Below are 22,066 nucleotides of genomic sequence, written 5' to 3' on the forward strand. Positions count from 1 at the left end.
AAGGGAGAGCGCACCGGTGTCACCGCAGTCCACGTCCTCGTCCACCCCTCGCGTGCGCGAGGCGCAGACCCGCGCGTTCCCCGACGACCACGCCGCGGAGCGCCCCGACGCCGTCGCCTACCGGATGGCGCGGAGCGCCGAGGAGGTCACCTACGGCCGCCTGACGGACCGGTCGCGCCGGATCGCGCGACTCCTCCGCGACCGCGGGCTCCGGGCCGGCGACTGCGTGGCCCTGGTGATGGAGAACGGCGCACGGTTCTTCGAGGTCGCATGGGCGGCGCAGCGCTCGGGGCTGCGGTACACCGCCGCGTCGACCCGCCTGACGGCGCCCGAGATCGCGTACCTGCTGCAGGACAGCGCGACCCGCGTCGTCTTCACGACCCCGGGCTGCGCCGGCGTCGTGCTCGAGGCCGTCGCGCTGCTGGAGGACCCTCCCGCGCTGCTGTCGACGGAGGGACCCCTCGACGGGTTCGAGGACCTCGAGGCGCTCGTCGCGGACGTGTCGCCCGAACCGGTCGCGGACGAGGCGGAGGGGATCGACCTGCTCTACAGCTCCGGCACCACGGGGCGGCCGAAGGGCATCGAGGACGTGCTGTCGCTCGCGCCGCTGGGCACCCCGCCCGGCGTCGCGACGCTCATGCGGGAGCGCTTCGGCTTCACCCGCGACATGGTCTACCTGTCGCCGGCGCCGCTCTACCACTCGGCCCCGCTGCGGGTGAACATGACCGTCCACCGCACCGGGGGGACGGCGATCGTCATGGAGCGCTTCGACGCCCGCGAGGCGCTGGAGCTCATCGAGCGCCACCGGGTCACCCACGCGCTCATGGTGCCGACGATGTTCGTGCGGATGCTGAAGCTGCCCGACGAGGAGCGCCTGGCGTTCGACGTCTCGTCGCTGCGGTGCGTCATCCACGCGGCCGCTCCCTGCCCGCCGGAGGTCAAGCGGCGGATGATCGAGTGGTTCGGCCCCGTGATCCACGAGTACTACGCGGCGACGGAGAACAACATGTTCACCGCCATCACGTCCGAGGAGTCGCTCGAGCGCCCCGGCTCGGTCGGCCGGTCGCTCCTGGGGATCCCCCACGTCCTGGACGACGACGGCCACGAGCTGCCGCCGGGCGAGACGGGGACGATCTGGTCCGAGGGCGGCCCGTCGTTCTCGTACCGCAACGACCCCGAGAAGACCGCGGCGTCGCGCAACGACCGGGGCTGGTCCACGGTCGGCGACCTGGGCCACCTCGACGCGGACGGCTACCTCTACATCAGCGACCGCCGCAGCGACCTGATCCTCAGCGGCGGCGTGAACATCTACCCGCAGGAGTCGGAGGCCGTCCTCGTCACCCACCCGAAGGTGACCGACGTCGCGGTCTTCGGCGTGCCGCACGAGGAGCTCGGCGAGGAGGTCAAGGCCGTCGTCCAGCCGGCGGACCCGACCGCCGCGGGACCCGAGCTCGAGGCCGAGCTGCTGGCGTTCTGCCGCACGCAGCTGGCGAAGTACAAGTGCCCGCGCTCGATCGACTTCGCGGACGAGCTGCCCCGCCACGCGACGGGGAAGCTCTACAAGCGGCTGCTGCGCGACCGCTACGTCGCGGGGGCCTGAGCCCCCGCGACGCCCGGCTCCGCCTCAGGCCGCGGGGGCCTTCGCCGCCGCCACGCGCTCGCGTACGGCGGGGAACACCTTCGACGTCAACGTCTCGATGCGGGCGCTGCCGCTCTCCACCGACTCGCCGGGGAGCTGCGCCCAGAAGTGGACGTCGCGGATCAGCGGCTGTCCGACCAGGAGGTCGGAGATCTCGCGGATCGCCGTCTCGACGTCCCACAGGATGTACCCGCCGGCGTCGATGATCGACTGGGCGTCCGGGAACTTCGGCGTGGTCTCCGGCGGGCCGAAGGCCCCCCAGCCGATGTACTCGTTGAGCTGGTAGAGCGCGTGCTGTCCGATCCGCGCCCACTCGGCCTCCGGGTCCTCGGAGACGATGGCCCACTGGCCGGCGTAGATCGCGCCCTCCGACCGGGGACGACCGGCGCGGTCGAGCCCCTCGAGGTACATCTCGTGGTGCGCGTTCTGGGTGCTGAGGAAGCCGTCGCCGAGCCGGGCGGCGCGATCGATCGCCGGCGGCGACATGCCGCCGATGAAGACCCCCGGGGCCCGGGCCGGCTGCGGGTGGACGGTGAGGTCGGGGTAGTCGAAGCGCTTGCCACCGAAGGCGATCGAGCGACCCGACCACGCGCGGCGGACGACCTCGACGGTCTCCTCCAGGAGGCTCGGCCGGTGCTTGATGTTGCGCCCGAACGCCTCGAACTCGAGCTCGCGGTAGCCGACCGCCATGCCCAGGTCGAAGCGTCCGTCGCTGAGGATCCCCAGCGTCGCGGCGTCCTCGGCCAGACGCACCGGGTCGTGCAGCGCCGGCAGCATCAGGTTCGTCGAGATCCGCAGGTCCTTCGTCCGGGCGGCGATCGCCGCGGCCACCACGAGCGGCGAGGGCGTGTAGCCGTCGTCGCAGAAGTGGTGCTCCGTCAGCCAGACCGAGCCGATCCCCTGGGTCTCGGCCCACTGGATCTGGTCGAGCACCTCGGCATAGAACCGCTCGAAGGGCCGGCGCCACTGCGCCGGGTTGCGCAGGTCGTACCAGAGGCCGAAACGGACGTCGTCGGCCGGGCTGTCGTCGGCCATGATCAGACGACCTTCGCGAGGAACGCGAGCAGCTCGTCGCGGTAGAGGTCGGGGACCTCGAGGAACGGGGCGTGGCCGCCGGGCGTCTCGACGAACCGCGCGTCGGGGATCAGGTCGGCGGTGGCCTTCGTGGCGTCGAACGGCACGAAGAGGTCCTGCCTGCCGCCGAAGATCAGGGCCGGGACCGGCAGGGCGCGCAGGCCGTCGCGCTGGTCGATCTCGGCGAGGCTCAGCAGCAGGTCGTCGCCGCGGACGCCGAGCTCCATGAACTGGTGCCACATCCAGTCCACCGCGTCCGGCGAGACGTCGGAGTCCGCCGCGCACACCGCGCCGGCGACGCCGCGGAACCCGGCCGCGCGGTCGGCGCGGATTCCCGCGACGGTCCCTTCGATGTCGGCGAGCGTGCCGCCGTGGGGCCAGTCCGGGCCCTGGGTGTACCGGGGGCTCGCCCCGCACGTCAGGACGAGCCCGGACGAGCGGTCGCCGAGCCGGATCGCGACCTCGCCGGCGATGCCACCCCCGGCCGACCAGCCGTTGATGACGGGCCGGTCGAGACCGGTCGCCTCGATCAGCGCGATGACGTCGGACGCCGTCGCGTCGATCGTCACGTCCGCGAAGTCGTTGTCCGATTTGCCGGCGGCGCGGACGTCGAGCGCGACGACCTCGTGGCCGGCGGCCAGGAGCGCGGGGAGCGTCGTGTCCCAGCAGCGCGTGCTCGCCCCCCAGCCGTGGATCAGGACGATCGCGCGTGCGTCGCCGGCGTAGTGCTCGTAGTAGATGCGACGGTCGCCGTCGACGTTCAGGTACGCCATGTGCTCCTCGGCCTTCGGATGGTGCTTCTGGGGGGGGGACGGATGACGGCCGGCGGGGTCTCCGCCGGCCGTGCTCCGGGCGCGTCCCGTGGCGGGACGATGCGCGCGGGTCCTGCGACCCGCGGAGGTCGGCGGCACCGCGCCGCCGACCTCCGCGATCAGACCGCGGCGGGCGCGGCGGAGAACTCGTGCAGGCGCGGGATGACCTTCTCGCCGATGAGGTCCATGCTGCCGCGGACCATGTCGTGCGGCATCCCGGCGTAGGAGACGGCCATGGAGCAGCGCAGCTCGCCGATGAGGTCGAAGCGCTGCTGGTACTTCTCGACCATCTGGTCGGGCGTGCCCCAGCACTGCGAGGCGATGAAGCCCTCGCAGGCCGCCTCGAGGCCGGCCTCCTTGATCGCGTCGGCGCCGGCCTGGTAGGCCTGGTAGCCGTTGGTCTTGCCCCAGTGGTCGCCGTTGAAGTCGTAGTGCTTGATGACCGACAGGTAGTACTTGGAGAGGTACTCGCGGGCGACCTTCTCGGCGACCTCGGCGTCCTCGTGGCAGTACGTGAAGTCCGTCAGGAGCGGGGCGCCGGGCTCGACGGCCGGGCGGACCTCGCGCCAGCGGGCGCGCCAGGCCTCGATGGCCTCGGCGTGCTGCTCGATGGGGAGCTGGACGAACGACATCATCGTGCCGCCGAGGTTCGCGGCGGCCACGCCGGAGTCCGGCGTCATCGCGACCGAGAAGAACTCCCGGTCGCGCCAGCCGCGCTCGGGGGTCGGGTGGATCTCGACGCGCTCCTGCTTGAAGAACTCGGTGTCGTACTCGGCGACGCCGGTGTCCAGGATGTCGAGGATGATCTCGGCCGCCTGGTCGAAGCGCCCACGGGCCTCGGCCATGTCGACGCCGAAGGCCTCGTACTCCTCGCGCGCCAGACCGCGCCCGAAGCCGAGGATGAAGCGTCCCTCGCCCAGGATGTCGAGCATCGCGATCTTCTCGGCGACGCGGAGCGGGTTCGGCCACCAGGGCAGGATGATCGCGCCCGTGCCGACCTTGATGCGGCTCGTCTTCGCCAGCAGATGGGCGGAGAACTGCATGTTGTCGGGCATCATCGAGTAGTTGGGATCGAAGTGATGCTCGGGAGCCATCACGTAGTCGAAGCCCGCCGTCTCGGCGTGGATCGCGAGGTCCGTCTCGGACCGGAACATGTCGGCGTCGGACATGCCGTCGTGGGTGTTCTGGAAGATGAGCTGGATACCGACGTCCATGGGAGGTCCCGTCCTTTCCGCCCGCAGGCGGGTGAGTGTCTGGTCGCTGCCCCTCGTGCAGCCGTGGTGCCAACGTAGTTCGGCCCGGGGTCCCCGCCGGGAGGACCTTCGGGGCCCTTTCGTAGGGTTCTACGAACCGGTTCGCAGGCCCTCGGACGCCGGCGCCGGACCCCGGAACGGCGACGGACCGGCGAGGCCGCGAGGCCCCACCGGTCCGATCCTCCGACGCCCGGGTCCGGTCGCCGCACCGGCGCGCCGGAGCCCCGTCCCTCCCTCAGTGGTTGCGGCCGTTGATCTCCCAGCCGCCGTCGACGGGCAGCGTCTGCCCGGTGATGAACGACGCCTCGTCCGAGAGCAGGAACACGACCGCGTTGGCGATCTCCTCCGGACGACCGAGACGCTTGATCAGGTGCGCGTTGGCGTTGATCGCCTTCTGCTCCGGGGTGATGTCGGCCAGGATCGGGGTGTCGATCGTGCCCGGCGCCACGGCGTTCACGCGGACGTTGCTCTCCGCGTAGCTGTAGGCGGCCTGCTGCGTCAGCCCGATGACGCCGGCCTTGGCCGCCGAGTAGGACGCGAGGTTCAGCATGCCCTTGAGCGCCGCGAGCGACGAGATGTTGACGACGTTGCCGCCTCCGGCCCCGACCATCGACGGGATCGCGTGCTTCATCCCGAGCCAGACGCCCTTCAGGTCCGTGTCGATCACGGTGTCCCAGGCCTCCTCGGTGAGCCCCGTGACCTCGTCCTCGGACTGCATGTTGACCACGCCGGCGACGTTCGCCAGCAGGGTCACGGGACCGTGGCGCCCGACCACGTCGTCGACCAGGGCCTTCCAGTCGGCCTCGACGCGCACGTCGAAGACGTGGTGCTCCGCGGTGCCGCCGGCGTCCGTGATCGACCGGGCGGTCGTGTCGTCGTCCCGGAGGTCGCCGATGACGACGATCGCCCCCTCGCTCCCGAGGCGACGGGCGATGGCCTGACCGATGCCCTGGGCGCCGCCGGTGACGATGGCGACCTTGTTCTTCAACGAGCTCATGTGTGTCCTCTGTGGTGGCGGTGGTGGTGCGGGGCGACCGCTACGGGGTGAGGAACACCGCAACGGTGTGCTCGGTGTCCAAGAACTCCTTGACGCGCTGGATCTTCCCGTCCTTCACCACGAAGAGGAAGTGGTAGAGGTTGTTGTAGACGCGGCCGTTGTTGAGCTCGCAGTAGGACTCCGTCTCGACGGCGACGCGATCGCCGTCCACGGTCCAGGCGTGCGGCGTGAGCGTGATCGCGCCGGTCTTGGCGCCGGCCGCGATGCCGCCCGTGAGCTCTCCGAACTGCTGCTTGTCGTAGGTGCCGGAGATGCCCTCCATGGTTCCGGCGACCCACCACGTGGCGTCGTCGGTCATGCTGTCCAGGATGTTCTCCACGTTGCCCGTGGAGAACGTCTCGAGGAAGTCCTCCACGACCTGTCGGCTGGTCTTGTTCTCGGTGGTAGCCATCGGTGTCCCTCACGTTCGGTTGATCGTGGTCGCACACTAGGCCGGGGCACTCACCACCCGGAGGGGGTCATCCGCCTCGTTTGGAGTTCGTTCCGAAACCCTCCCCGGATCGCCTCCACGGAGGCGCGGCGATCGGGTGCCGGTCCCGCGTCGCGGCGGCCGAGCGCCGACCTCACGCCGCGTCGACGACGGGGCCCTCGACCACGAGACCGCGACGTCCGAGGGCGGCCAGCTCCGCGTCGCCGGGCAGCAGGGACCTGACGCGCCGGACCCCGAGCGTGCGCAGGACGGCCGCCCCGACGTCGACGGGCCGCCCGCTGCGGCCGGCGGAGACGTCCCCCGGGACGCCGCCCGCGGCGACGACGCCGTGCGGCGCCGCGCACGGCCGCGAGGCCAGCACCACGACGCCCCGGCCCGCCCGCCCCAGGGCGGTCAGCGCGCGTGCGGCGTCCGATCCGCCGGGGCCGCCCACCGGGACGCCCGCCACGACGTCGCGCGCGCCGATCCAGGTGGGGACCGCCGCACCGTCGCCGACGTCGCCGCGCACGAACGCGACGTGCGTCGCCCCGTCGTCGAGGGACCGGAAGCGCACCATGCGCGAGCCCGCACCTCCACCGGCACCGATCACCTCGTCCCGCCGGACCTCGAGCTGCGGCGTCGCCGCCGCGCGCCGGGCCACCACGTCCCCGATGGCGACGGAGCGCAGGCCGTGGCGGACGGCGAACGACCGGAGCGCGTCGCCGGTCGCCACGGCGCCCTCGTCGTCGAGGACCACGCACAGAACGCCCGCCGGGCGTGCCCCCGCCAGACGGGCGAGGTCCACCGCCGCCTCCGCCGGGCCGGCGGCCCCGCGGACCCCTGCCACGTGGGTGCGGACCGGGAACATGTGCCCGGGGCCGACGAGGTCGTCGGCCGCCGCGTCGTCCGCGATCGCTGCCGCGATCGTCCGGGCGCGGTCTGCGGCGGAGATGCCCGTCCCGACCCCGCGACGGGCCTCGATCGACCGGGTCATCCCCGTCGCCGGCCGGTCGCCTCCGGTGCGCACCATCGCGAACAGGCCGAGCCGGTCGCACCGCTCCGGGGTGAGCGCCAGCTGGACGAGACCGCGGGCATGGACCGCCATGAACGTCACCGTGCGCGCGTCCGCGGCGTCCGCCGTCGCGACCACCGTACCGCCGCCCGCACCGTCCACCACGAGCACGCTGCGGCCCGCGCGCAGCGCGGCGACCGCCTCGTCCACCCGCCGCGCCGCCGCCGCCTCGGAGAGCTCGACCGCCGCGCAGCCGAACGCCGTCGGTGACGCGTCCTCCGCCGCGGGGACGAGGCCCCGGATCCCGGATGCTCCCGGCCCGCGGCCCGGACCGGCTCCGTGCCGCGGGTCCTCGCTGCCGGGCAGCTCGACGGTCGCACTCACGCGCATCGCCCATCCTGTCCGCGTCGCCCCGCGGAGCGCTCCGGCCCGCCGATGGCCATGTGGAGAAGTCTCCAAGGAGGCGCATCCGGGCGGTCGCCGTGGGGCGCGCCGGATGACGGCCCGTCGACCGGTCGCCGCGTGCCCGGGACCGACCGTCAGGTCGTCCCGACGACCTCGATGCGCCCCGCCAGCAGCCGGACGGCCCACGAGTGCCGGTCGGCGACGATGGCGGTCCACGGACCGGCCGGGGGCCGGACGCCGTCGATCCCCGGGCCGACGGCGACCCTGAGCACGAGCGAGGACGCACCGGCGTCCATCAGGGCCCCGACCGTCCGGGCCAGCGGGATCGCGCAGCCGTCCGCCGCCGGCGGCACGTCGACGACCGCCGGGCCGTCGACCGGCGCGGCGACCTCGTCGGGGCCGTGCACGACCACCGCGCCGGCGGGGGCCGCCGCGACGAGGTCGACGCTCCGCCGCTCGTCCGCCCACTGCAGGACGCGCGCGATCCGCAGATCGGGCTGCGCCGGGACCATGCGGACCGCTCCGGCCATCAGCACACCGGTGGTCCCGTCCACGGAGACGACGTCGCCCTCCACGAGCGGCCGACCGGACACCGTGGCGCGCCGGCCGTCCGGGTCGATCTCGATCGCCGCGGCGCCGAAGATCGTCGGGCGGGCATAGCGCTCGAGGGCCTCCGGCTCCGGCACGCTCGGGCCCGAGGTCACCAGGGCCACGCTCGCCAGCGCGCCGCGGGCGTCCCCGCGCCGCACCCGGGGCAGGATCAGCACGACGTCGGCGCCGGCCGCGGCGAGCGCGGACGCCCGTTCGGGGTGGAACGCCACCACGCCGCTCACCGCGCCGGGGGCCGCCGGATCGCCGAGCGCCAGGACCTCCACGTGCTGGTCGCGGGCGAACACCGGGGCCTGCAGCCGGACCATCACCGAGAGGGGGATCCGGGCCAGCGCCTCCGGCGTCGTGATCAGGCCGTCGTCGACGAGGTCGACCGCGATCCGGACGGCGGCGGGCCCGCTGCGCGCCGCGGGCTTCGCGCGCAGGAACCAGAGGCGTCCGGACTGCACGGCGAAGTCCACCGCGCACATGTCGCGGTAGGACGCCTCGACGAGCGGCAGCGCGGCATCCAGCTCCGCCAGCGGCGTCGACAGCCGTGCCCGCATCGCGGTCAGCGGGAGGTGGCCGGGGACCGCGTCGCCGCCCGAGGCGTGCGGGACGAAGGTCCCCGTGGCGCTCGGCGAGCCGGTGGCCGGATCCCGGGAGAACGCGACGCCCCGGCCGGAGTCGAGGTCCCGGTCCCCGTGCACCATCGCCTGGACGACGACCGCCACCCCGTGGTCGTCGGACAGCTGCGCCCGGTCCCGGTACGCGACCGCGTCCGGGCTGCTCCAGGAGGCCCGGGCCGCCACCACGGTCTCGCGCAGCTGGTCCTCGAGGTCGTCCGGGACGGGGTCGCCCAGGTCGTCGAGCAGGGCCCGCACGGCGTGCGCCGCGCCGAGCGGATCGGCGTGCCGCCCCGCCTCCCCGTCGATCTGCTCGACCGGGATCCCGCGGACCTCGCTGCCGAACGACCGCAGGAACGCCAGGTACCGCTTGCCGGCGAACGCGGGACCGGCGACCGCGGCCACGGCGGCCAGCGTCCCCTCGCCCATCCCGAGGTCGACCACCGGTCCGAGCAGACCGGGCATGTGGACCGGGGCGCTGACGCGGACCGTCAGCAGCAGGGGCATGCCCGCCTCGCCGACCTCGGCGAGCACGTCCCCGGCGAGCCCCGGGAGCCGTGCCCGGACGTCCTCCCAGACCGTCGCGGGCAGCACGTCGTCCGGCCCGCCGGAGCGATGGCTCGCGGTGCTGATGGTGAACCCCGGGGGTGTCGGCAGACCGAGCTCGCACAGGCGCGCCAGACCCGCGCCCTCGGCACCCAGGAGCGACCGGCTGCCCGGGCTGCGGTCGAACGGGAAGACCGCCGTCCCGGTGTCGTCGCGTCGCAGGCCCCGCATGGAGCGATCATGGACCGCCGCCGGGAGCGGACCCGGCCCCCGCGGCACCGGACTTGTGGGCGGCTCCAAGAGCGTCCCTCGTGGCCCACCGCCCGGCCCGGACGGGTGGTTGCATCCAGGACGGTCGGGGTCCTCCCGCCCACGCGCCGAAGGAGCACCGTGAACATCGAGCCGACCGACCGCACCCTGGACCTGCAGGGTCGCCTCCGGGAGTTCATGGACGACCGCGTCCTGCCGGCGGAGCCGGTCTACGAGGCCCAGCTCCGTGCCGCCGGCGACCCGCACCACCAACCGGCGGTCATGGAGCAGCTGAAGGAGGAGGCCCGGGACCGCGGGCTCTGGAACCTGTTCCATCCCCACGCGGACGTCCACCCGTCGGTGCCCGGTCTCTCGAACGTCGAGTACGCGCCGCTGGCCGAGATCATGGGGCGGTCGCGGATCGCCCCGGAGGCCTGCAACTGCAACGCGCCGGACACCGGCAACATGGAGGTGCTGACGCTCTTCGGGACGCCCGAGCAGCGGGAGCGCTGGCTCGACCCGCTGCTCGAGGGCTCCATCCGCTCGGCGTTCGCGATGACCGAGCCCGCGGTCGCCAGCTCCGACGCCACGAACATCGAGACACGGATCCGACGGGACGGGGACGAGTACGTCATCGACGGGCGCAAGTGGTGGACCACCGGGGCCCTGCACCCCAACCTCCGCGTCTTCATCGTGATGGGCGAGACCGATCCCGACGCCGGGCGCCACCGCCGGCAGAGCATGGTCCTGGTGCCGGCCGACACCCCGGGCGTGCGGGTGCTCCGGAGCCTCCCGGTGTTCGGGTACCAGCACCAGGAGGGCCACGGCGAGGTGCTCTTCGAGGACGTCCGCGTGCCGGTCGACCACGTCGTCGCCGAGGAGGGCGACGGCTTCCGCATCGCCCAGGCGCGACTCGGACCGGGCCGCATCCACCACGCGATGCGCACCATCGGCCTGGCGGAGCGCGCCCTCGAGCTGCTCTGCCTGCGCGCGCAGCAGCGCGTCACGTTCGGCAGGCCGGTCTCCTCCCGCGCCAACGTGCAGGACTGGATCGCCGACGCCCGCATCGACATCGAGATGATCCGGCTGCTCACGATGAAGACGGCGTGGCTCATGGACACCGTCGGCAACCAGCACGCGCGGACGGAGATCGCCGCGATCAAGGTGGCCGCCCCCGCGGTCGCGCAGCGCGTCGTCGACGCCGCGATCCAGGTGCACGGCGGCGCCGGCGTCAGCGACGACTTCCCGCTCGCCGAGATGTACGCCCACGCGCGCACGATGCGGATGGTGGACGGTCCGGACGAGGTCCATCGGATGACGATCGCCCGCGCCGAGCTGGCGCGTCACCCGCTGCCGGACGCGGCCGGCTGAGCCGGGCGGGACGACGAGGGGCCGACGCCGTCGGCCCCTCTCGCGCTTCAGGCCGGCTCCGCCGCCGCGAGCCGCTCGGCCCCGATCCGGAAGATCTCCGGGTTGCCGGAGCTCCACGTCGGGGTCAGCGTGCGCAGCGCGATCCGCCAGCGCCCGTCGACGCGGCGAAGCTCGTCGGTGTAGGAGCCGCCCACGAGGAGGTGGTCCCCGCCGTCGGCCCCGGCGATGACGTGCTGCGCCTGGAAGTAGCAGGACGCGGTGCCGACGTCGCCGTCGAGCGCGCAGGTGACGTTGCCGATGAGGTGCTGACTGGCGTCGAGGCCGGCCAGCGCGCCGCGGCACAGGGCCGCGATGGCGTCGGGTCCGCGGTTGATGCCGCCGAGCTCGCCGTAGTCGGTCGCTCCGTCCTCGGTGAAGACCTCGGCCAGGAGCTCCCAGTCCCGGGTGTCCAGGGCGGTCGCGTAGCGGTGCATCAGGTCGATCACGTCCAGTCGATCGGTGGGGTCCGTCATGGGGTCTCCTTGCGGTCGGGCGGGGCCGCGCCGGATCGGCGCGGCCCCAGGGTCTTCGGATCGGTGGTGCTGCCCCGCCGGGCTCCCCGGCGTCCGGGCCGGCCGGGCGTCGCGGGGACGCCCGGCCGGGTCCGCGGTGCCCTACGGCGTGGAGCCGGCCTTGTCGGCACCGGGCGCCAGGGCGTAGGTCACGGTCTTGCCCTTCATCTTGATGCGCGTGTCGACGTAGGCCTCGCCCCATTCGCCGACGAGGGCGTGGTCGGTCGGGCTGGACTTGACGGCGCCGTGGCTCGTCAGCAGGTCGCCGCTCTCGCTCTCGAGCTGCGCCGTGATGTTGTCGCGGGTCAGCTCCTTGCCGGCCTTCAGCACCTTGCGGGCCGCGTCGGCGAAGGTGTTGACCGCGTCGTAGCCGTAGATCGAGTAGAGCGCGAAGGGCTTGTCCGGGTACTCCGTGGTGAAGTCCTTGACGTACTTCTGGCAGAACGCCTTGATCGGGTCGTCCGCGTTCAGCTGGTCGAGGTCCGTCAGCGCGCACTTGTGCCCGCCGTAGGTCACCGTCTCGCAGTTGACGCCGCAGGCCGCGGCCAGGGCCGGGGTGGAGAGCCACTGCTCGCCGATGATCGGCTTGTCGAACATGCCGAGCTGCTTGGCGGCCTTGTAGCCGTTCGGGTTCAGCGTCTCGATGTAGTAGACGTCCGGGTTGGACGCCTTCATCTTCGTCAGCTGCGCCGTGACCTGGTCGGTCGACGCCGTGCCCGAGGACGCCTGGACCGAGGTGACCTTGCAGCCGATCTCCTTGCAGCGCGCCTCGATCGCCGGGGCCAGGCCCGTCGAGAAGTCCGCGTCGTAGTGCAGGACCGCGACCGACTTCTTCTTCAGGACGTTGGTCATGTACGAGATCGCGGAGGTCGCGTACTCCGAGCCGGCGGAGTTCTGGAACATGTACTTCTTGACCGGGTCGATGAGCTTGTCGCTGCCGCTGGCGGCGATGGCCGGCATCTTGACCTGGTCGGTCAGACCGCTGATGGCCAGCGCGCCGGCCGACCCGTTGAAGCCGCCGATGACGGCCTTGTCGCGGGCCGAGTCGCGGTAGGCCGTGGCCGCGCCCTGCGGCGTCGCCCCGGTCTCCTTGAGCACGAGCTCGATCTTCCGGCCGTCGACGCCGCCCGCGGCGTTGATCTGCTTCGCGGCGAGCTTCATCCCGTCCTGGTAGTCCGGGCCGCCCTGGGCCGCCGGCCCGATGTAGCCGGCGATCTTGATCGGCCCGGAGGACGCGCCCCCGCCGCCCGATGAACCGCCGTCGTCGCTGCTCCCACACGCGGCGGCACCGAACGACAGCACCACCACCCCACAAACCGACACCATCTGCGTCAGACGCGACATGTGCCCCACCTCTCTCCGTGTGTGTGTTCGAAACCGGCAGTGCCGTGCTCCGTGTTGGTCACTGAGGCGACTCTAGGAGGGGCCGCAGTGTGAGAACGCTCCACGTGTGCGCCGTTTCGTGGGGAGTTCCAAAACACCCACCTCTCGCCACACGTCGGCGCCTGGCTCAGGCCGCGGCCGCCTCGAAGCCCAGGTACGCCTCGCGCACGCGGGCGTCGGCCTGCAGCTCCTCCGACGTCCCCTCGATGACGACCTCGCCGCGCTGCAGCACGTACGCGCGGTCCGCCAGGGCCAGGGTCATCATCACGTTCTGCTCGACGACGAGGATCGTCACGCCCTGCTCCCGCAGCGCGCGCAGCGCGTCGAAGACCTGGGCCAGCACCGCCGGCGCCAGCCCGAGCGACGGCTCGTCGAGCAGCAGCACCTTGGGCCCGGCCATCAGGCCGCGACCGATGGCCACCATCTGCTGCTGGCCGCCGCTGAGGCTGCCGGCGATCTGGTCTGCCCGCTCCTCGAGGATCGGGAACAGCGCGTGGGCCTGCGCCAGGCGCTCCCGCACGACGCTCTTGTGCCGGCGCTCCGCGTAGGCGCCGAGCAGGAGGTTCTCGCGCACCGTCATCCCCGAGAACAGCTGACGACCCTCGGGCACCATCACCAGGCCCGATCGCGAGACGTCCTCGGGGTTGCGGCCCGCGACGTCCGCGCCGTCCAGGCGGATCGTGCCGGCGGTCGGCTTCAGCAGACCGCTGATCGTGCGCAGGAGCGTGCTCTTGCCGGCCCCGTTGCTGCCGAGGATGGCCACGATCTCGCCGTCCCGGACCTCCATGTCGAGCCCGCGCAGCACGCCGACACGGCCGTAGCCGGCGTCGAGTCCTGCGATCTCCAGCGTCCCGCTCATGCCGCCACCGTCCCCAGGTAGGCCTCGATCACCGCGGGGTCCGCGGCGACCTCCTTCGGTGTCCCGGCCGCCAGGAGGCGCCCGCGGTCGAGCACCACGACGTCGTCGGCGATGCTCATCACCATCCGCATGTCGTGCTCGACGAGGAGGACCGCGAGGCCCTCCGCCGCGATCTCGCGGATCAGCGCCGTCAGGTCGTGCGTCTCGGTGTGGTCGAGGCCGGCGGCGGGCTCGTCGAGCAGCAGGACGTCGGGCTCCGACGCCAGCGCACGGGCGACGTCGACCAGCCGCTGACTGCCGACCGGCAGCGAGGTCGCCAGCCGATCGGCCTGGTGGGCGAGGCCTACCCGCTCGAGGTGCGCCATCGCCGCGGCGTGCGACGCCCGGCGGTCGCGACGGGTGCGCGGCGTGCGCAGGGCGATCTCCAGGAACGACGCCCGGCCGAACCGGTCGCGGGCCAGCATCACCATGTCCAGCACGGTCATGCCCTCGTAGAGCTTCGGGGTCTGGAAGGTCCGGGCCAGGCCGCGCAGGGCGACCTCCTCGGCCCGCAGTCCCTCGACGCGCACGTCGGCGATCCGCACCTGACCCGCCGTCGGGATCAGCGTCCCGGCGAGCAGGTTGATGACGGTGGACTTGCCCGCACCGTTGGGGCCGATCAGGGCGGTGACGCGGCCGGGCCGCAGCTCGATCGAGACGTCGTCGACCGCGACGAACGTGCCGAAGGTGCGGCGCAGGCCCTCGGCCCGCAGGACGGGCGCGGCCGGCGGCGCCGGGGTCCCGGGTGCGACCTGCTCCACCGCGCTCATCGGGCCGCTCCGCTCGTGCCGGCCGCCGTGGGGATGTCGGCTCCCGGAGGCCCGGAGGCGGAGGTGCGCCGCCGGCGCAGGCGATCGAGCCCGCCGGTCACCGAGTCGGCCTTGAACGCCCTGGCCAGCCCGTCCTTGAAGAAGAGGACGAAGACCACGAGCAGCAGGCCGTACATGATCAGCTCCCACTGCAGCGAGGCACCCTCGAGGCCGGAGGTCGCGTGGTACCGGATCCAGTACTCGAGGCCGCCGACGACCACCGCGCCGATCAGACCGCCGTAGACGCTGCCGATGCCGCCGACGATGACGTAGGTGACGAGGCTGATGGTGAGCGTGAAGTCCCAGTTGGCCGGGGCCGCGAACTGCAGCGTGAACGCCCAGAGCCCGCCGGCCAGGCCGGCCATGCCGGCGCTCACGACGAACACCACGAGCTTCAGGCGGAAGGGGTTGATGCCCATGCTCCGGGCCCCGTCCTCGTCCTGGCCGACGGCGCGCAGCGCCTGGCCGACCCGCGAGCCGGAGATGTTCCGGGCGACCCAGAGGCAGGCGACCAGCACCACCATCGCGGCCCAGTAGAAGTCGGACGGGTCGGCCAGGTCGAGCCCGAGCACGGTGAGCGTCGGGATGCCGATGATCCCCAGCGCCCCGCCGGTCAGGCTCGTCGCCTGCGAGACGACCACGAGCAGCGACAGGTGGATCGCCAGCGTGGCGATCGCCAGGTTGAAGCCCTGCAGCCGCAGGGTCATCGCGCCGATGAGGCCGCCCCCGATCACCGAGAGGACCACGCCGGCCAGCAGCGCGGCGGTCGGGTCCCAGCCGTGCTTGGTGGTGAGGATCGCGACCGTGTAGCCGCCGACGAGCACGAACGCCGCCTGCCCGAGGCTGAACTGCCCGGCCAGGCCCATCACGAGCCCCAGGCCCGTCGCGGCGATCGCCGCGAGCACGACGAAGGTCGCCGAGGAGAGCTCCTGGCTGCCGGACTCCAGGAAGAACGGCGCCAGGGCCAGGAGCAGCAGCGCGACGACGGGGACGAGCATCGGCCAGGCGAAGCGGGGGCCGTCGGGGACGGCGTCGCCGGCGTCGGGCACCCGGCTGACCGCCCGTCGCGGACGCTTGGTGCGGCTCGTGGCGCGGGCCGCCACGATCCGGCGGATCATGCCGTCGGCGTCGAACAGGTCGCGGCCGAGGAGGTAGACGATGAGCGTCATGTAGACGATCGCGTCGCGGTACTCCGAGGAGATCACGCCGGCGCCGACGCTCTGGACGACGCCGAGGCCCAGGCCGGCCAGGACCGCCCGGCCGGGGTGCTCGAAGCCGGCGAGCGCGGCGGCGATGAAGCCGATCAGGCCCACCGTGATGCCGCTGTCCCAGGAGACGCCCGAGACCGGGACGATCATCGCGCCGAGCGTGCCGCTGATCGCGCCGGCGAGCACGAACGCCGACATCGACATGCGGCCCGTGCGGATGCCGAGCAGCCGGGCGGCGGTCGGGTTGGACGCACAGGCCCGCATCGCCTTGCCGGTGATGGTGAAGCGGAAGAGTCCGACGACGCCGATCAGGACCACGACCGTGGTGCCCCAGATGAACCAGGTCTGGTCGTCGAGGCGCGCGCCGAGGAGCCCGAACGTGCCGTCGTGGAAGGACGGGAGCGACAGCGGGTCCTTGTCCCAGATCAGGAGCGCGAGACCGCGCAGGACGATGCCGAAGCCGAGGCTGGCGATCACGAGCCCGAGCATCCCGACCCGTCTGCGGACCGGCGCGACGGTCAACCGCTCCTGCGCCAGGGCGACGAGGGCGACCGCCACGGCGGAGGTCAGGACGCCGACCAGGAGCGGCCAGCCGGCCGTCTGGGTCGCCACCATGATCATGCCGCCGACCATCACGTAATCACCCTGGGCGAAGTTGTAGACACCGGTCACGTTGGCCACGATCACGAAGCCCAACGCCACCAAGGCGAACACACACCCTGCCGACAATCCCGACAACACGTACTGCGCTAGATCGCTCATCGCCCCACCTCCGTCGCACCGACGCCGACCCCCTCACCTCCGGCGGGGGACCGACCCATTCCGCGCCGATCTTGCGCAGGGCCTCCGAGCAGGTGCGGGGGGTTTCGTCGGGTGCGTTCGTGGTTTTCTCCACAACCGGCGGAGCAGGCTCCCCAGCGGCCCCGGGACGGGGAGCAGCATCGGGCCATGATCAAGGTCTTCGCGCTCATCCCCCGTCGACCCGACGTGCCGGTCGAGGAGTTCCACGACCACTGGCGTCACCCGCACGGCGACCTCGCGCTGCGGATCACGACGATGCAGGGGTACCTGCAGAGCCACCGCCTCGCCGCCCCGGGCGGCGGCCTGGTCGACCCGCCCTACGAGGGCATCGCGGAGGTCTGGTTCGACGACCTCGCGACCGCCGCCGGCATGGGCGAGGACCCGAACTACGTCGAGGGGTGCCACGCCGACGAGCCGCTCTTCATCGACGTCGACCGACTCGCGTTCCTCATGACGGAGCCGGACGTCATCGCCCCCGGCCCCCCGGTGCCCCAGGACGCTCCGGGCGTGAAGCTGCTGCTGCTCCTGCCCGCCGACGACGACGGCGCCGGAGCGGTCGGGCCGTCGCGCGAGCAGGAGCACGAGCTCGGCGAGCGGCTCGGGGCCACCCGCCACGTGCTCTGCCGCCCGTCCTCGGAGGCGTACGCCGACGACGCACCCCCGTACGGTGGGGTCCGCGAGCTCTGGTGGCCGGATCGCCGGGCCTACGAGGCCGGGCGGGACGGCGCGCCGGACGCCTGGAAGCAGCTCGTCGGATCGACGACGGAGGCGCTGCTGGCGACGGAGCACCGGGTGCTCTGGCCGTCGGCGCGCGTCTCGGGCTGACGCCGATGCGCTCGGCTCCGCAGACGCGCCGCGTCGTCCCGCACGGTGACCCGGCGGCCTTCCGGCACGTCCTCTCCCACGTCCCCACGAGCGTCGTCGTGGTCACCGGCGTCGACGCCGACGGGGCGAGGGCCGGCATGGTCATCGGCTCGTTCACCTCGATCTCGCTGACGCCGCAGCTCGTCGGCTTCTACCCCACGCACGCCTCCACGAGCTGGCCGGCGATCCGTGGGGCCGGGCGCTTCGTCGTCAACGTCCTCGCCCAGGGCCAGGACGGGATCGCCCGCCAGTTCTCCCGCAAGGGTGGGGACAAGTTCGACGGCGTCGAGACCCACCCCGCGCCGCACTCCGGCGCGCCGATCCTGCGCGAGGGCATCGTGGCCTGGATCGACTGCGAGCTGGACCGCGAGATCGAGCTCGGCGACCACTTCCTGGCCGTCGGTCGCGTCCTGGACCTCGACGTCGTCTCCGGCGACGACCACCCCATGGTGTTCAGCCGCGGCACGTACCCGCTCCTCGGCGGGTAGGGCCGGGGAGCGGCGCCGACCGGGTGCGACGCCGGGCCCGGGTGCGGCGACGACCGGTGCCCCGCGCCTCCGGGGACTAGGCTGGTCGCGCAGGGCGGAGGCGAAGCGCGGTCGCGTCGCGTCGGGGCCGTCCCGCACGACGTGCCCAAGGAGACGATCCGGTTCCCGGATCGGACGGCCGGGGTTTCCGGTTCGTGGTCGTCCGAAGGCCCGCATGCCCGAGAGTCCCGTGGTGCCGCAGCACGACCTCCCCGACCGGGCGGCGCGGCCTCGCGGTCCCGACCCGGGCGTGGACCCGGACCCGGTCCGGTGGATGAAGATCGGCCAGCTCGCACTCCACACCGGGGTGCCGTCGGACACCCTGCGGGCCTGGGAGCGCCGCTACGCGCTGCTGCACCCCCGGCGCACGGCGGGCAACCAGCGCCTGTACTCCAACCTCGACGAGCAGCGCGTCCGGATCATGCGCGGCCACCTGGCCTTCGGGACGCCGGCCGCGCTCGCCGCGGAGCGCACCCTCGAGATCCGGATGGGGGCCACCGTCGGGACGGAGCAGGTGGTCGGGCCCGCGGAGGTCCTGGTCGCCCACCGGGACCTGCGCGAGGCGCTCGACGCGTTCGACGAGACCGCCGGGCAGCGGGTGCTGGAGCGGCTCTTCCTCGCCCACTCCCGCCTGGCGGTCCTGCGCGACGTGCTGCTGCCGTACATGTCCGACGTCGGCCGGCGTTGGACGGACGCGCACCTGACCATCGCGCAGGAGCACTTCGCGAGCTCGTTCCTCGAGGTGCGGCTGATGGCCGTCGCCCGGGGCTGGGATCGGGGATCCGGACCGCGCGCCCTGCTGGCCTGCGCGCCCGGGGAACGCCACTCGCTCGGGCTCGTCTGCTTCGGCATCGCCCTCCATCAACAGGGGTGGCGCATCGTCAACCTGGGAGCCGACACCCCGATCGAGGTCGTCGCGGACGCCGCGGAGCAGATCGACGCGGACCTCGTCGTGGTGACCGCGTCGCTGGGCGGACGTCTCGTCGACGGACCCGTCCTCCGCGGCCTGGCCGCGACACGGCGCTGCGCGATCGGCGGGTCCGGGGCGCTCGAGGGGCTCGCCGAGAGGATCGGGGCGGAGTTCCTCTCCGGCGATCCCGTCTCCGCCGCCCTCGCGCTCGGGGAGGGGCGGGGCCCACGCCCCACCGCGACCGGCGGGATCGGAGAACCTGGACAAGACGTGTACACCGCCGCCGGTTCCTCGTAGTCCGCGGGGGGGCCGTCTACGTTGGGCCGATGGTCACCTCCGAGCGCCCCTCGACGACGTCCCCCGCGGATCTGTCGTGCGTCCCCGACGACGCGCTCATGCGGCGTGCCGCGCACCACGACGCGCGGGCGTTCGAGGCGTTCTACGACCGGCACATCTCGTCGGCCTGGGCCGTGTCGTTCCGGGCGGTGGGCACCGCGCAGCGCGCCGACGACGTCTGCCAGGAGGCGTTCCTCTCGGTCTGGAGGGCCGCCGGGCGCTTCGACCCGGCGCGAGGGACCGCGCGGTCGTGGGTCCTGGCGATCGTGCGCAACCGCGCGATCGACCAGCTCCGGGTGTATCAGCGCACGACCGACCGGGATGCGCTCGACGACGCGTCCGTCGAGCTGCAGCCCACCGATCCCCTCGGCGGGACGGAGTCCTCGGCCCTGCGCAACGTCAGCTCCCTCGCCACCCGGCGGCTGCTGCACGTCCTCGACGCCGACCAGCAGCAGGTCGTCGAGCTGGCGTTCTTTCGCGGGCTCTCCCACGCGGAGATCGCGGTGCGGCTCGGGCTCCCGCTCGGCACGGTCAAGGCACGCATCCAGCGCGGCCTCGCCAGGATGCGCGCGGCCGCTGGTGGGCCCGGACCCGACACGGCGCCGGCGCAGCCGAAGGCGGCGTGACCGTCCAGGACCGGCCGCCGTCGACGACCGTGGAGATCGCCGACGGGATCGCCCGCGTCTACAAGGCGCGGTACGGGCGCGGCCCGCTGCGCATCGACGTCCACGTCGCCGGGGACGCCGTCGTCTGCGTCCTGCGCGGCGTCAACACCCCCGCCCAGAGGTCTCTCGTCGAGTACGACCACGCCGGCGTCGCCCAAGCGGTCCACGAGCGCCTGCAGACGGGCATGGCCCCGGAGATGGAGGCGGTCGTCGAGCGCGCCACGGGTCGCGCCGTGGGCGCGTACGTCCCGGGGTTCAACGCCCGGGCCGACGCCACGACGGACACCTTCCTGCTGGAGCCGGTGACCTGAGGGAGCCGCCGGGCCGCTGGAGCCGGTGACCCGCGACCGGCGTCAGGCGGTCGCGCCCGACCCCACCGCCACCGAGGCGCGCTGCAGGCGCCGACCGTCCCGCGCCAGGCGCTCGCCCTCGGCACGGATCCGCCGGTCCTCGGTCAGCGATCCCGCACACCGCGCGATCAGGGCCTGGGCCTCCTCGCACTCGCTTGCCACCGCCGCGGCGCACCGTGCGAGCTCCTCCGGCGAGGCGTGGGCCTCGGGCCGGGCGCGCAGGCGGGTCGCGAGGTCCTGCAGGTTCCGGATCACGTGGAGCAGGCGGTCGCGGATCTCCTCGGCGTCGACGTCGACGGCGGGCAGCCCGACGACCGCGTCGGCGATGTCCTGACGCGAGGCGTAGAGCCGCTGGGCGACGTCCTCGGTGATCCAGTCCGCGAACACGTGGGGCGTGAGCCGGTCGCCCGCCGCCCTCGCGTCGTCGGTCCGGCCCTGGGGGCGCTCTTCCATGGATCGACTATCTCCCCGGGGCCGCCGGCTCCGCAAGCGATCCTCAGGATCCGCTCACACCCCGCCGCTCGCCGTCCACCGCACGCGTCACCCCACGTCGGTGCCCGGAAGACCACTCGTGGCGGGGCATCGGCGACGGAGGGAGCCCATCGACGACGCGGGGCTGGACGGACGTCCTCCACGCACCGTCCAGTTCCGTTGACCAGTTTGCCCTGGACGTTCGTCCAGGCACCACGCGAATCCTCAACCCCCAGCAGGAGACCGGCCCGCCCGGCCGCCCGCGACCCCCTGAACGGCCCGGACGCGGCGCGGCGGCGGGCGTAGCTTCCGGTTATGACGACGAGGACGCAGCTCAAGGCCGGCACCCGCGTATGGCTGCCTTCGCGGACCGAGGGGTGGCCCGGCTACTACGGCACCGTCCTCTCGACCCGGGACGACGAGCGCCAGGTCGAGGTCCAGTTCGAGCAGGCCATCGGCCGCGAGTTCTCGCTCGACGAGCTCCGCGTCGTCGACTGACGGACGGCGGGGCCGGGCCCGGCCGCCGCGGTCCTCCCCGTCCCCCGCCGTCGCCGACGCCCGCGCGGCGCCCGGGACGGGACGACCCCTCCGGCCCGGGGCGCCCGGGGGTACCCTGCGCGCGATGCCCGACGAGCCGGCCACCGGGTCCACGATCCGCCGGGGCGAGGCCCGGGAGCGGATCCTGCAGGCGGCCGCCTCCGTGATCGCCCACCGCGGCGTCCGGCAGATGCGGATCGAGGACGTCGCCCGCGCGGCGGGGATCTCCAACGGGCTCCTCTACTACCACTTCGGCGACCGCTCGGGACTCGTCCGGGCGGCGCTGGAGCACGCCAACGCGCAGGCCCCGAGCACGCTGGACTCCGTCGTCGGGGACGGCACGGACGGCGTCCGCTCCCGGCTCGTCGCGGCACTCCTGGCCGAGCTCGACGAGGCCCCGCAGGTGCGCAACAACTCCGTCGTCTGGAACGAGGTCAGCGCGTCGGCGATCTTCGACCCCGCGCTCCGCGAGGCACTCGGGCGGGTGACCGACGACTGGAACGCGAAGGTCGTGCGCGCCGTCGAGGCCGCCGTGGCGGACGGCTCCGCCCGCGCACCCGGCGGCGCCGCGGACGCCGCCGAGTACCTCACGACGATGATCGAGGGCCTGAGCCTGCGCTGGCTCGCCGGCACGATGACGCTCGACCGCGCGCGGGAGCACCTGCGCGCCGCCGTCGAGCACGTCCTGCCGGGGACGGCGGAGTAACCCCGCTCC

General features: G+C 73.4%; 22 protein-coding genes. 9 read left to right on the top strand and 13 right to left on the bottom strand.

The genetic code is table 11. The features are described from left to right. The first annotated feature begins 124 nt into the window (after positions 1–124). The gene (locus tag Q7T67_RS20640; protein WP_370695434.1) at positions 125–1,600 is read left to right on the top strand and encodes an acyl-CoA synthetase; all 1,476 of its coding nucleotides are present in this window, start codon (positions 125–127) and stop codon (positions 1,598–1,600) included. Between the two features lie 24 nt (positions 1,601–1,624). Here the strand turns inward: Q7T67_RS20640 and Q7T67_RS20645 are convergent, their stop codons facing one another. From Q7T67_RS20645 to Q7T67_RS20675, 7 genes are all read right to left on the bottom strand, one after another. Next, complete coding sequence (locus tag Q7T67_RS20645) at positions 1,625–2,674, bottom strand: LLM class flavin-dependent oxidoreductase (RefSeq protein ID WP_304794495.1); 1,050 nt, start codon at positions 2,672–2,674, stop codon at positions 1,625–1,627. A 2-nt stretch (positions 2,675–2,676) separates the two neighbouring features. After that, entirely contained in the window at positions 2,677–3,486 is an 810-nt protein-coding gene (locus Q7T67_RS20650; protein WP_304794498.1) for an alpha/beta fold hydrolase, read from the bottom strand. A gap of 158 nt (positions 3,487–3,644) precedes the next feature. Then, positions 3,645–4,739, bottom strand: a complete 1,095-nt coding sequence (locus Q7T67_RS20655) for an LLM class flavin-dependent oxidoreductase (protein ID WP_304794501.1) — start codon at positions 4,737–4,739, stop codon at positions 3,645–3,647. A gap of 274 nt (positions 4,740–5,013) precedes the next feature. Next, positions 5,014–5,775, bottom strand: a complete 762-nt coding sequence (locus Q7T67_RS20660; protein WP_304794504.1) for an SDR family NAD(P)-dependent oxidoreductase — start codon at positions 5,773–5,775, stop codon at positions 5,014–5,016. A 40-nt stretch (positions 5,776–5,815) separates the two neighbouring features. After that, positions 5,816–6,226: a nuclear transport factor 2 family protein gene (locus tag Q7T67_RS20665; protein ID WP_304794507.1), complete on the bottom strand. Its 411-nt coding sequence runs from the start codon at positions 6,224–6,226 to the stop codon at positions 5,816–5,818. A gap of 172 nt (positions 6,227–6,398) precedes the next feature. Then, entirely contained in the window at positions 6,399–7,646 is a 1,248-nt protein-coding gene (locus Q7T67_RS20670; protein WP_304794509.1) for a 3,4-dihydroxy-2-butanone-4-phosphate synthase, read from the bottom strand. A gap of 149 nt (positions 7,647–7,795) precedes the next feature. Next, on the bottom strand, positions 7,796–9,652 hold the full coding sequence (locus Q7T67_RS20675) for a PEP/pyruvate-binding domain-containing protein (protein ID WP_304794512.1): 1,857 nt from the start codon (positions 9,650–9,652) through the stop codon (positions 7,796–7,798). Positions 9,653–9,868: 216 nt separating this feature from the next. Here Q7T67_RS20675 and Q7T67_RS20680 point away from each other — a divergent pair, with 216 nt between their 5' ends. Continuing rightward, on the top strand, positions 9,869–11,041 hold the full coding sequence (locus Q7T67_RS20680; RefSeq protein WP_370695435.1) for an acyl-CoA dehydrogenase family protein: 1,173 nt from the start codon (positions 9,869–9,871) through the stop codon (positions 11,039–11,041). Between the two features lie 47 nt (positions 11,042–11,088). Here the strand turns inward: Q7T67_RS20680 and Q7T67_RS20685 are convergent, their stop codons facing one another. The 5 genes from Q7T67_RS20685 to Q7T67_RS20705 all read right to left on the bottom strand — a co-directional run bounded on the left by Q7T67_RS20685 (position 11,089) and on the right by Q7T67_RS20705 (position 16,652). Further along, positions 11,089–11,553: a nuclear transport factor 2 family protein gene (locus Q7T67_RS20685; RefSeq protein ID WP_304794518.1), complete on the bottom strand. Its 465-nt coding sequence runs from the start codon at positions 11,551–11,553 to the stop codon at positions 11,089–11,091. A gap of 141 nt (positions 11,554–11,694) precedes the next feature. Further along, on the bottom strand, positions 11,695–12,936 hold the full coding sequence (locus tag Q7T67_RS20690; protein WP_304794521.1) for an ABC transporter substrate-binding protein: 1,242 nt from the start codon (positions 12,934–12,936) through the stop codon (positions 11,695–11,697). Positions 12,937–13,102: 166 nt separating this feature from the next. Further along, entirely contained in the window at positions 13,103–13,834 is a 732-nt protein-coding gene (locus Q7T67_RS20695; RefSeq protein ID WP_304794524.1) for an ABC transporter ATP-binding protein, read from the bottom strand. Next, complete coding sequence (locus tag Q7T67_RS20700) at positions 13,831–14,643, bottom strand: ABC transporter ATP-binding protein (protein ID WP_304794527.1); 813 nt, start codon at positions 14,641–14,643, stop codon at positions 13,831–13,833. Before Q7T67_RS20700 ends, Q7T67_RS20695 begins: the two co-directional genes overlap by 4 nt. After that, a complete protein-coding gene (locus tag Q7T67_RS20705) occupies positions 14,640–16,652 on the bottom strand; it encodes an ABC transporter permease (RefSeq protein ID WP_304794530.1) in 2,013 nt (670 codons plus the stop codon). Before Q7T67_RS20705 ends, Q7T67_RS20700 begins: the two co-directional genes overlap by 4 nt. A 186-nt stretch (positions 16,653–16,838) precedes the next feature. Here Q7T67_RS20705 and Q7T67_RS20710 point away from each other — a divergent pair, with 186 nt between their 5' ends. From Q7T67_RS20710 to Q7T67_RS20730, 5 genes are all read left to right on the top strand, one after another. Next, entirely contained in the window at positions 16,839–17,516 is a 678-nt protein-coding gene (locus tag Q7T67_RS20710) for an EthD domain-containing protein (RefSeq protein WP_304794533.1), read from the top strand. Between the two features lie 5 nt (positions 17,517–17,521). Further along, the gene (locus Q7T67_RS20715) at positions 17,522–18,043 is read left to right on the top strand and encodes a flavin reductase family protein (RefSeq protein WP_304794536.1); all 522 of its coding nucleotides are present in this window, start codon (positions 17,522–17,524) and stop codon (positions 18,041–18,043) included. Positions 18,044–18,257: 214 nt separating this feature from the next. Next, positions 18,258–19,289: a MerR family transcriptional regulator gene (locus Q7T67_RS20720; protein ID WP_304794538.1), complete on the top strand. Its 1,032-nt coding sequence runs from the start codon at positions 18,258–18,260 to the stop codon at positions 19,287–19,289. Between the two features lie 29 nt (positions 19,290–19,318). Next, positions 19,319–19,954, top strand: a complete 636-nt coding sequence (locus tag Q7T67_RS20725) for an RNA polymerase sigma factor (RefSeq protein WP_304794541.1) — start codon at positions 19,319–19,321, stop codon at positions 19,952–19,954. After that, positions 19,951–20,304: a Na-translocating system protein MpsC family protein gene (locus Q7T67_RS20730; RefSeq protein WP_304794544.1), complete on the top strand. Its 354-nt coding sequence runs from the start codon at positions 19,951–19,953 to the stop codon at positions 20,302–20,304. The genes Q7T67_RS20725 and Q7T67_RS20730 overlap by 4 nt, the downstream gene beginning before the upstream one ends. 42 nt (positions 20,305–20,346) lie before the next feature. Here Q7T67_RS20730 and Q7T67_RS20735 read toward each other — a convergent pair whose 3' ends face one another. After that, a complete protein-coding gene (locus Q7T67_RS20735) occupies positions 20,347–20,796 on the bottom strand; it encodes a hypothetical protein (protein WP_304794548.1) in 450 nt (149 codons plus the stop codon). A gap of 333 nt (positions 20,797–21,129) precedes the next feature. Here Q7T67_RS20735 and Q7T67_RS20740 point away from each other — a divergent pair, with 333 nt between their 5' ends. Next, positions 21,130–21,312: a hypothetical protein gene (locus Q7T67_RS20740; RefSeq protein ID WP_304794550.1), complete on the top strand. Its 183-nt coding sequence runs from the start codon at positions 21,130–21,132 to the stop codon at positions 21,310–21,312. A 124-nt stretch (positions 21,313–21,436) separates the two neighbouring features. Next, positions 21,437–22,057: a TetR/AcrR family transcriptional regulator gene (locus Q7T67_RS20745; protein WP_304794553.1), complete on the top strand. Its 621-nt coding sequence runs from the start codon at positions 21,437–21,439 to the stop codon at positions 22,055–22,057. The last annotated feature ends 9 nt before the right edge of the window (positions 22,058–22,066 follow it).

This window comes from Patulibacter sp., from assembly GCF_030655195.1.
In the GTDB taxonomy this organism is placed as follows: domain Bacteria; phylum Actinomycetota; class Thermoleophilia; order Solirubrobacterales; family Solirubrobacteraceae; genus Patulibacter.

What these genes read in the sequence shown, in the direction of transcription:
- Q7T67_RS20735 (WP_304794548.1), bottom strand. Translation starts at nt 20,796, where the DNA reads ATGGAAGAGCGCCCCCAGGGCCGGACCGACGACGCGAGGGCGGCGGGC.
- Q7T67_RS20670 (WP_304794509.1), bottom strand. Translation starts at nt 7,646, where the DNA reads ATGCGCGTGAGTGCGACCGTCGAGCTGCCCGGCAGCGAGGACCCGCGG.
- Q7T67_RS20680 (WP_370695435.1), top strand. Translation starts at nt 9,869, where the DNA reads ATGGACGACCGCGTCCTGCCGGCGGAGCCGGTCTACGAGGCCCAGCTC.
- Q7T67_RS20700 (WP_304794527.1), bottom strand. Translation starts at nt 14,643, where the DNA reads ATGAGCGCGGTGGAGCAGGTCGCACCCGGGACCCCGGCGCCGCCGGCC.
- Q7T67_RS20685 (WP_304794518.1), bottom strand. Translation starts at nt 11,553, where the DNA reads ATGACGGACCCCACCGATCGACTGGACGTGATCGACCTGATGCACCGC.
- Q7T67_RS20710 (WP_304794533.1), top strand. Translation starts at nt 16,839, where the DNA reads ATGATCAAGGTCTTCGCGCTCATCCCCCGTCGACCCGACGTGCCGGTC.
- Q7T67_RS20640 (WP_370695434.1), top strand. Translation starts at nt 125, where the DNA reads ATGGCGCGGAGCGCCGAGGAGGTCACCTACGGCCGCCTGACGGACCGG.
- Q7T67_RS20705 (WP_304794530.1), bottom strand. Translation starts at nt 16,652, where the DNA reads ATGAGCGATCTAGCGCAGTACGTGTTGTCGGGATTGTCGGCAGGGTGT.
- Q7T67_RS20665 (WP_304794507.1), bottom strand. Translation starts at nt 6,226, where the DNA reads ATGGCTACCACCGAGAACAAGACCAGCCGACAGGTCGTGGAGGACTTC.
- Q7T67_RS20690 (WP_304794521.1), bottom strand. Translation starts at nt 12,936, where the DNA reads ATGTCGCGTCTGACGCAGATGGTGTCGGTTTGTGGGGTGGTGGTGCTG.
- Q7T67_RS20695 (WP_304794524.1), bottom strand. Translation starts at nt 13,834, where the DNA reads ATGAGCGGGACGCTGGAGATCGCAGGACTCGACGCCGGCTACGGCCGT.
- Q7T67_RS20660 (WP_304794504.1), bottom strand. Translation starts at nt 5,775, where the DNA reads ATGAGCTCGTTGAAGAACAAGGTCGCCATCGTCACCGGCGGCGCCCAG.
- Q7T67_RS20715 (WP_304794536.1), top strand. Translation starts at nt 17,522, where the DNA reads ATGCGCTCGGCTCCGCAGACGCGCCGCGTCGTCCCGCACGGTGACCCG.
- Q7T67_RS20675 (WP_304794512.1), bottom strand. Translation starts at nt 9,652, where the DNA reads ATGCGGGGCCTGCGACGCGACGACACCGGGACGGCGGTCTTCCCGTTC.
- Q7T67_RS20655 (WP_304794501.1), bottom strand. Translation starts at nt 4,739, where the DNA reads ATGGACGTCGGTATCCAGCTCATCTTCCAGAACACCCACGACGGCATG.
- Q7T67_RS20720 (WP_304794538.1), top strand. Translation starts at nt 18,258, where the DNA reads ATGCCCGAGAGTCCCGTGGTGCCGCAGCACGACCTCCCCGACCGGGCG.
- Q7T67_RS20740 (WP_304794550.1), top strand. Translation starts at nt 21,130, where the DNA reads ATGACGACGAGGACGCAGCTCAAGGCCGGCACCCGCGTATGGCTGCCT.
- Q7T67_RS20650 (WP_304794498.1), bottom strand. Translation starts at nt 3,486, where the DNA reads ATGGCGTACCTGAACGTCGACGGCGACCGTCGCATCTACTACGAGCAC.
- Q7T67_RS20645 (WP_304794495.1), bottom strand. Translation starts at nt 2,674, where the DNA reads ATGGCCGACGACAGCCCGGCCGACGACGTCCGTTTCGGCCTCTGGTAC.
- Q7T67_RS20745 (WP_304794553.1), top strand. Translation starts at nt 21,437, where the DNA reads ATGCCCGACGAGCCGGCCACCGGGTCCACGATCCGCCGGGGCGAGGCC.
- Q7T67_RS20725 (WP_304794541.1), top strand. Translation starts at nt 19,319, where the DNA reads ATGGTCACCTCCGAGCGCCCCTCGACGACGTCCCCCGCGGATCTGTCG.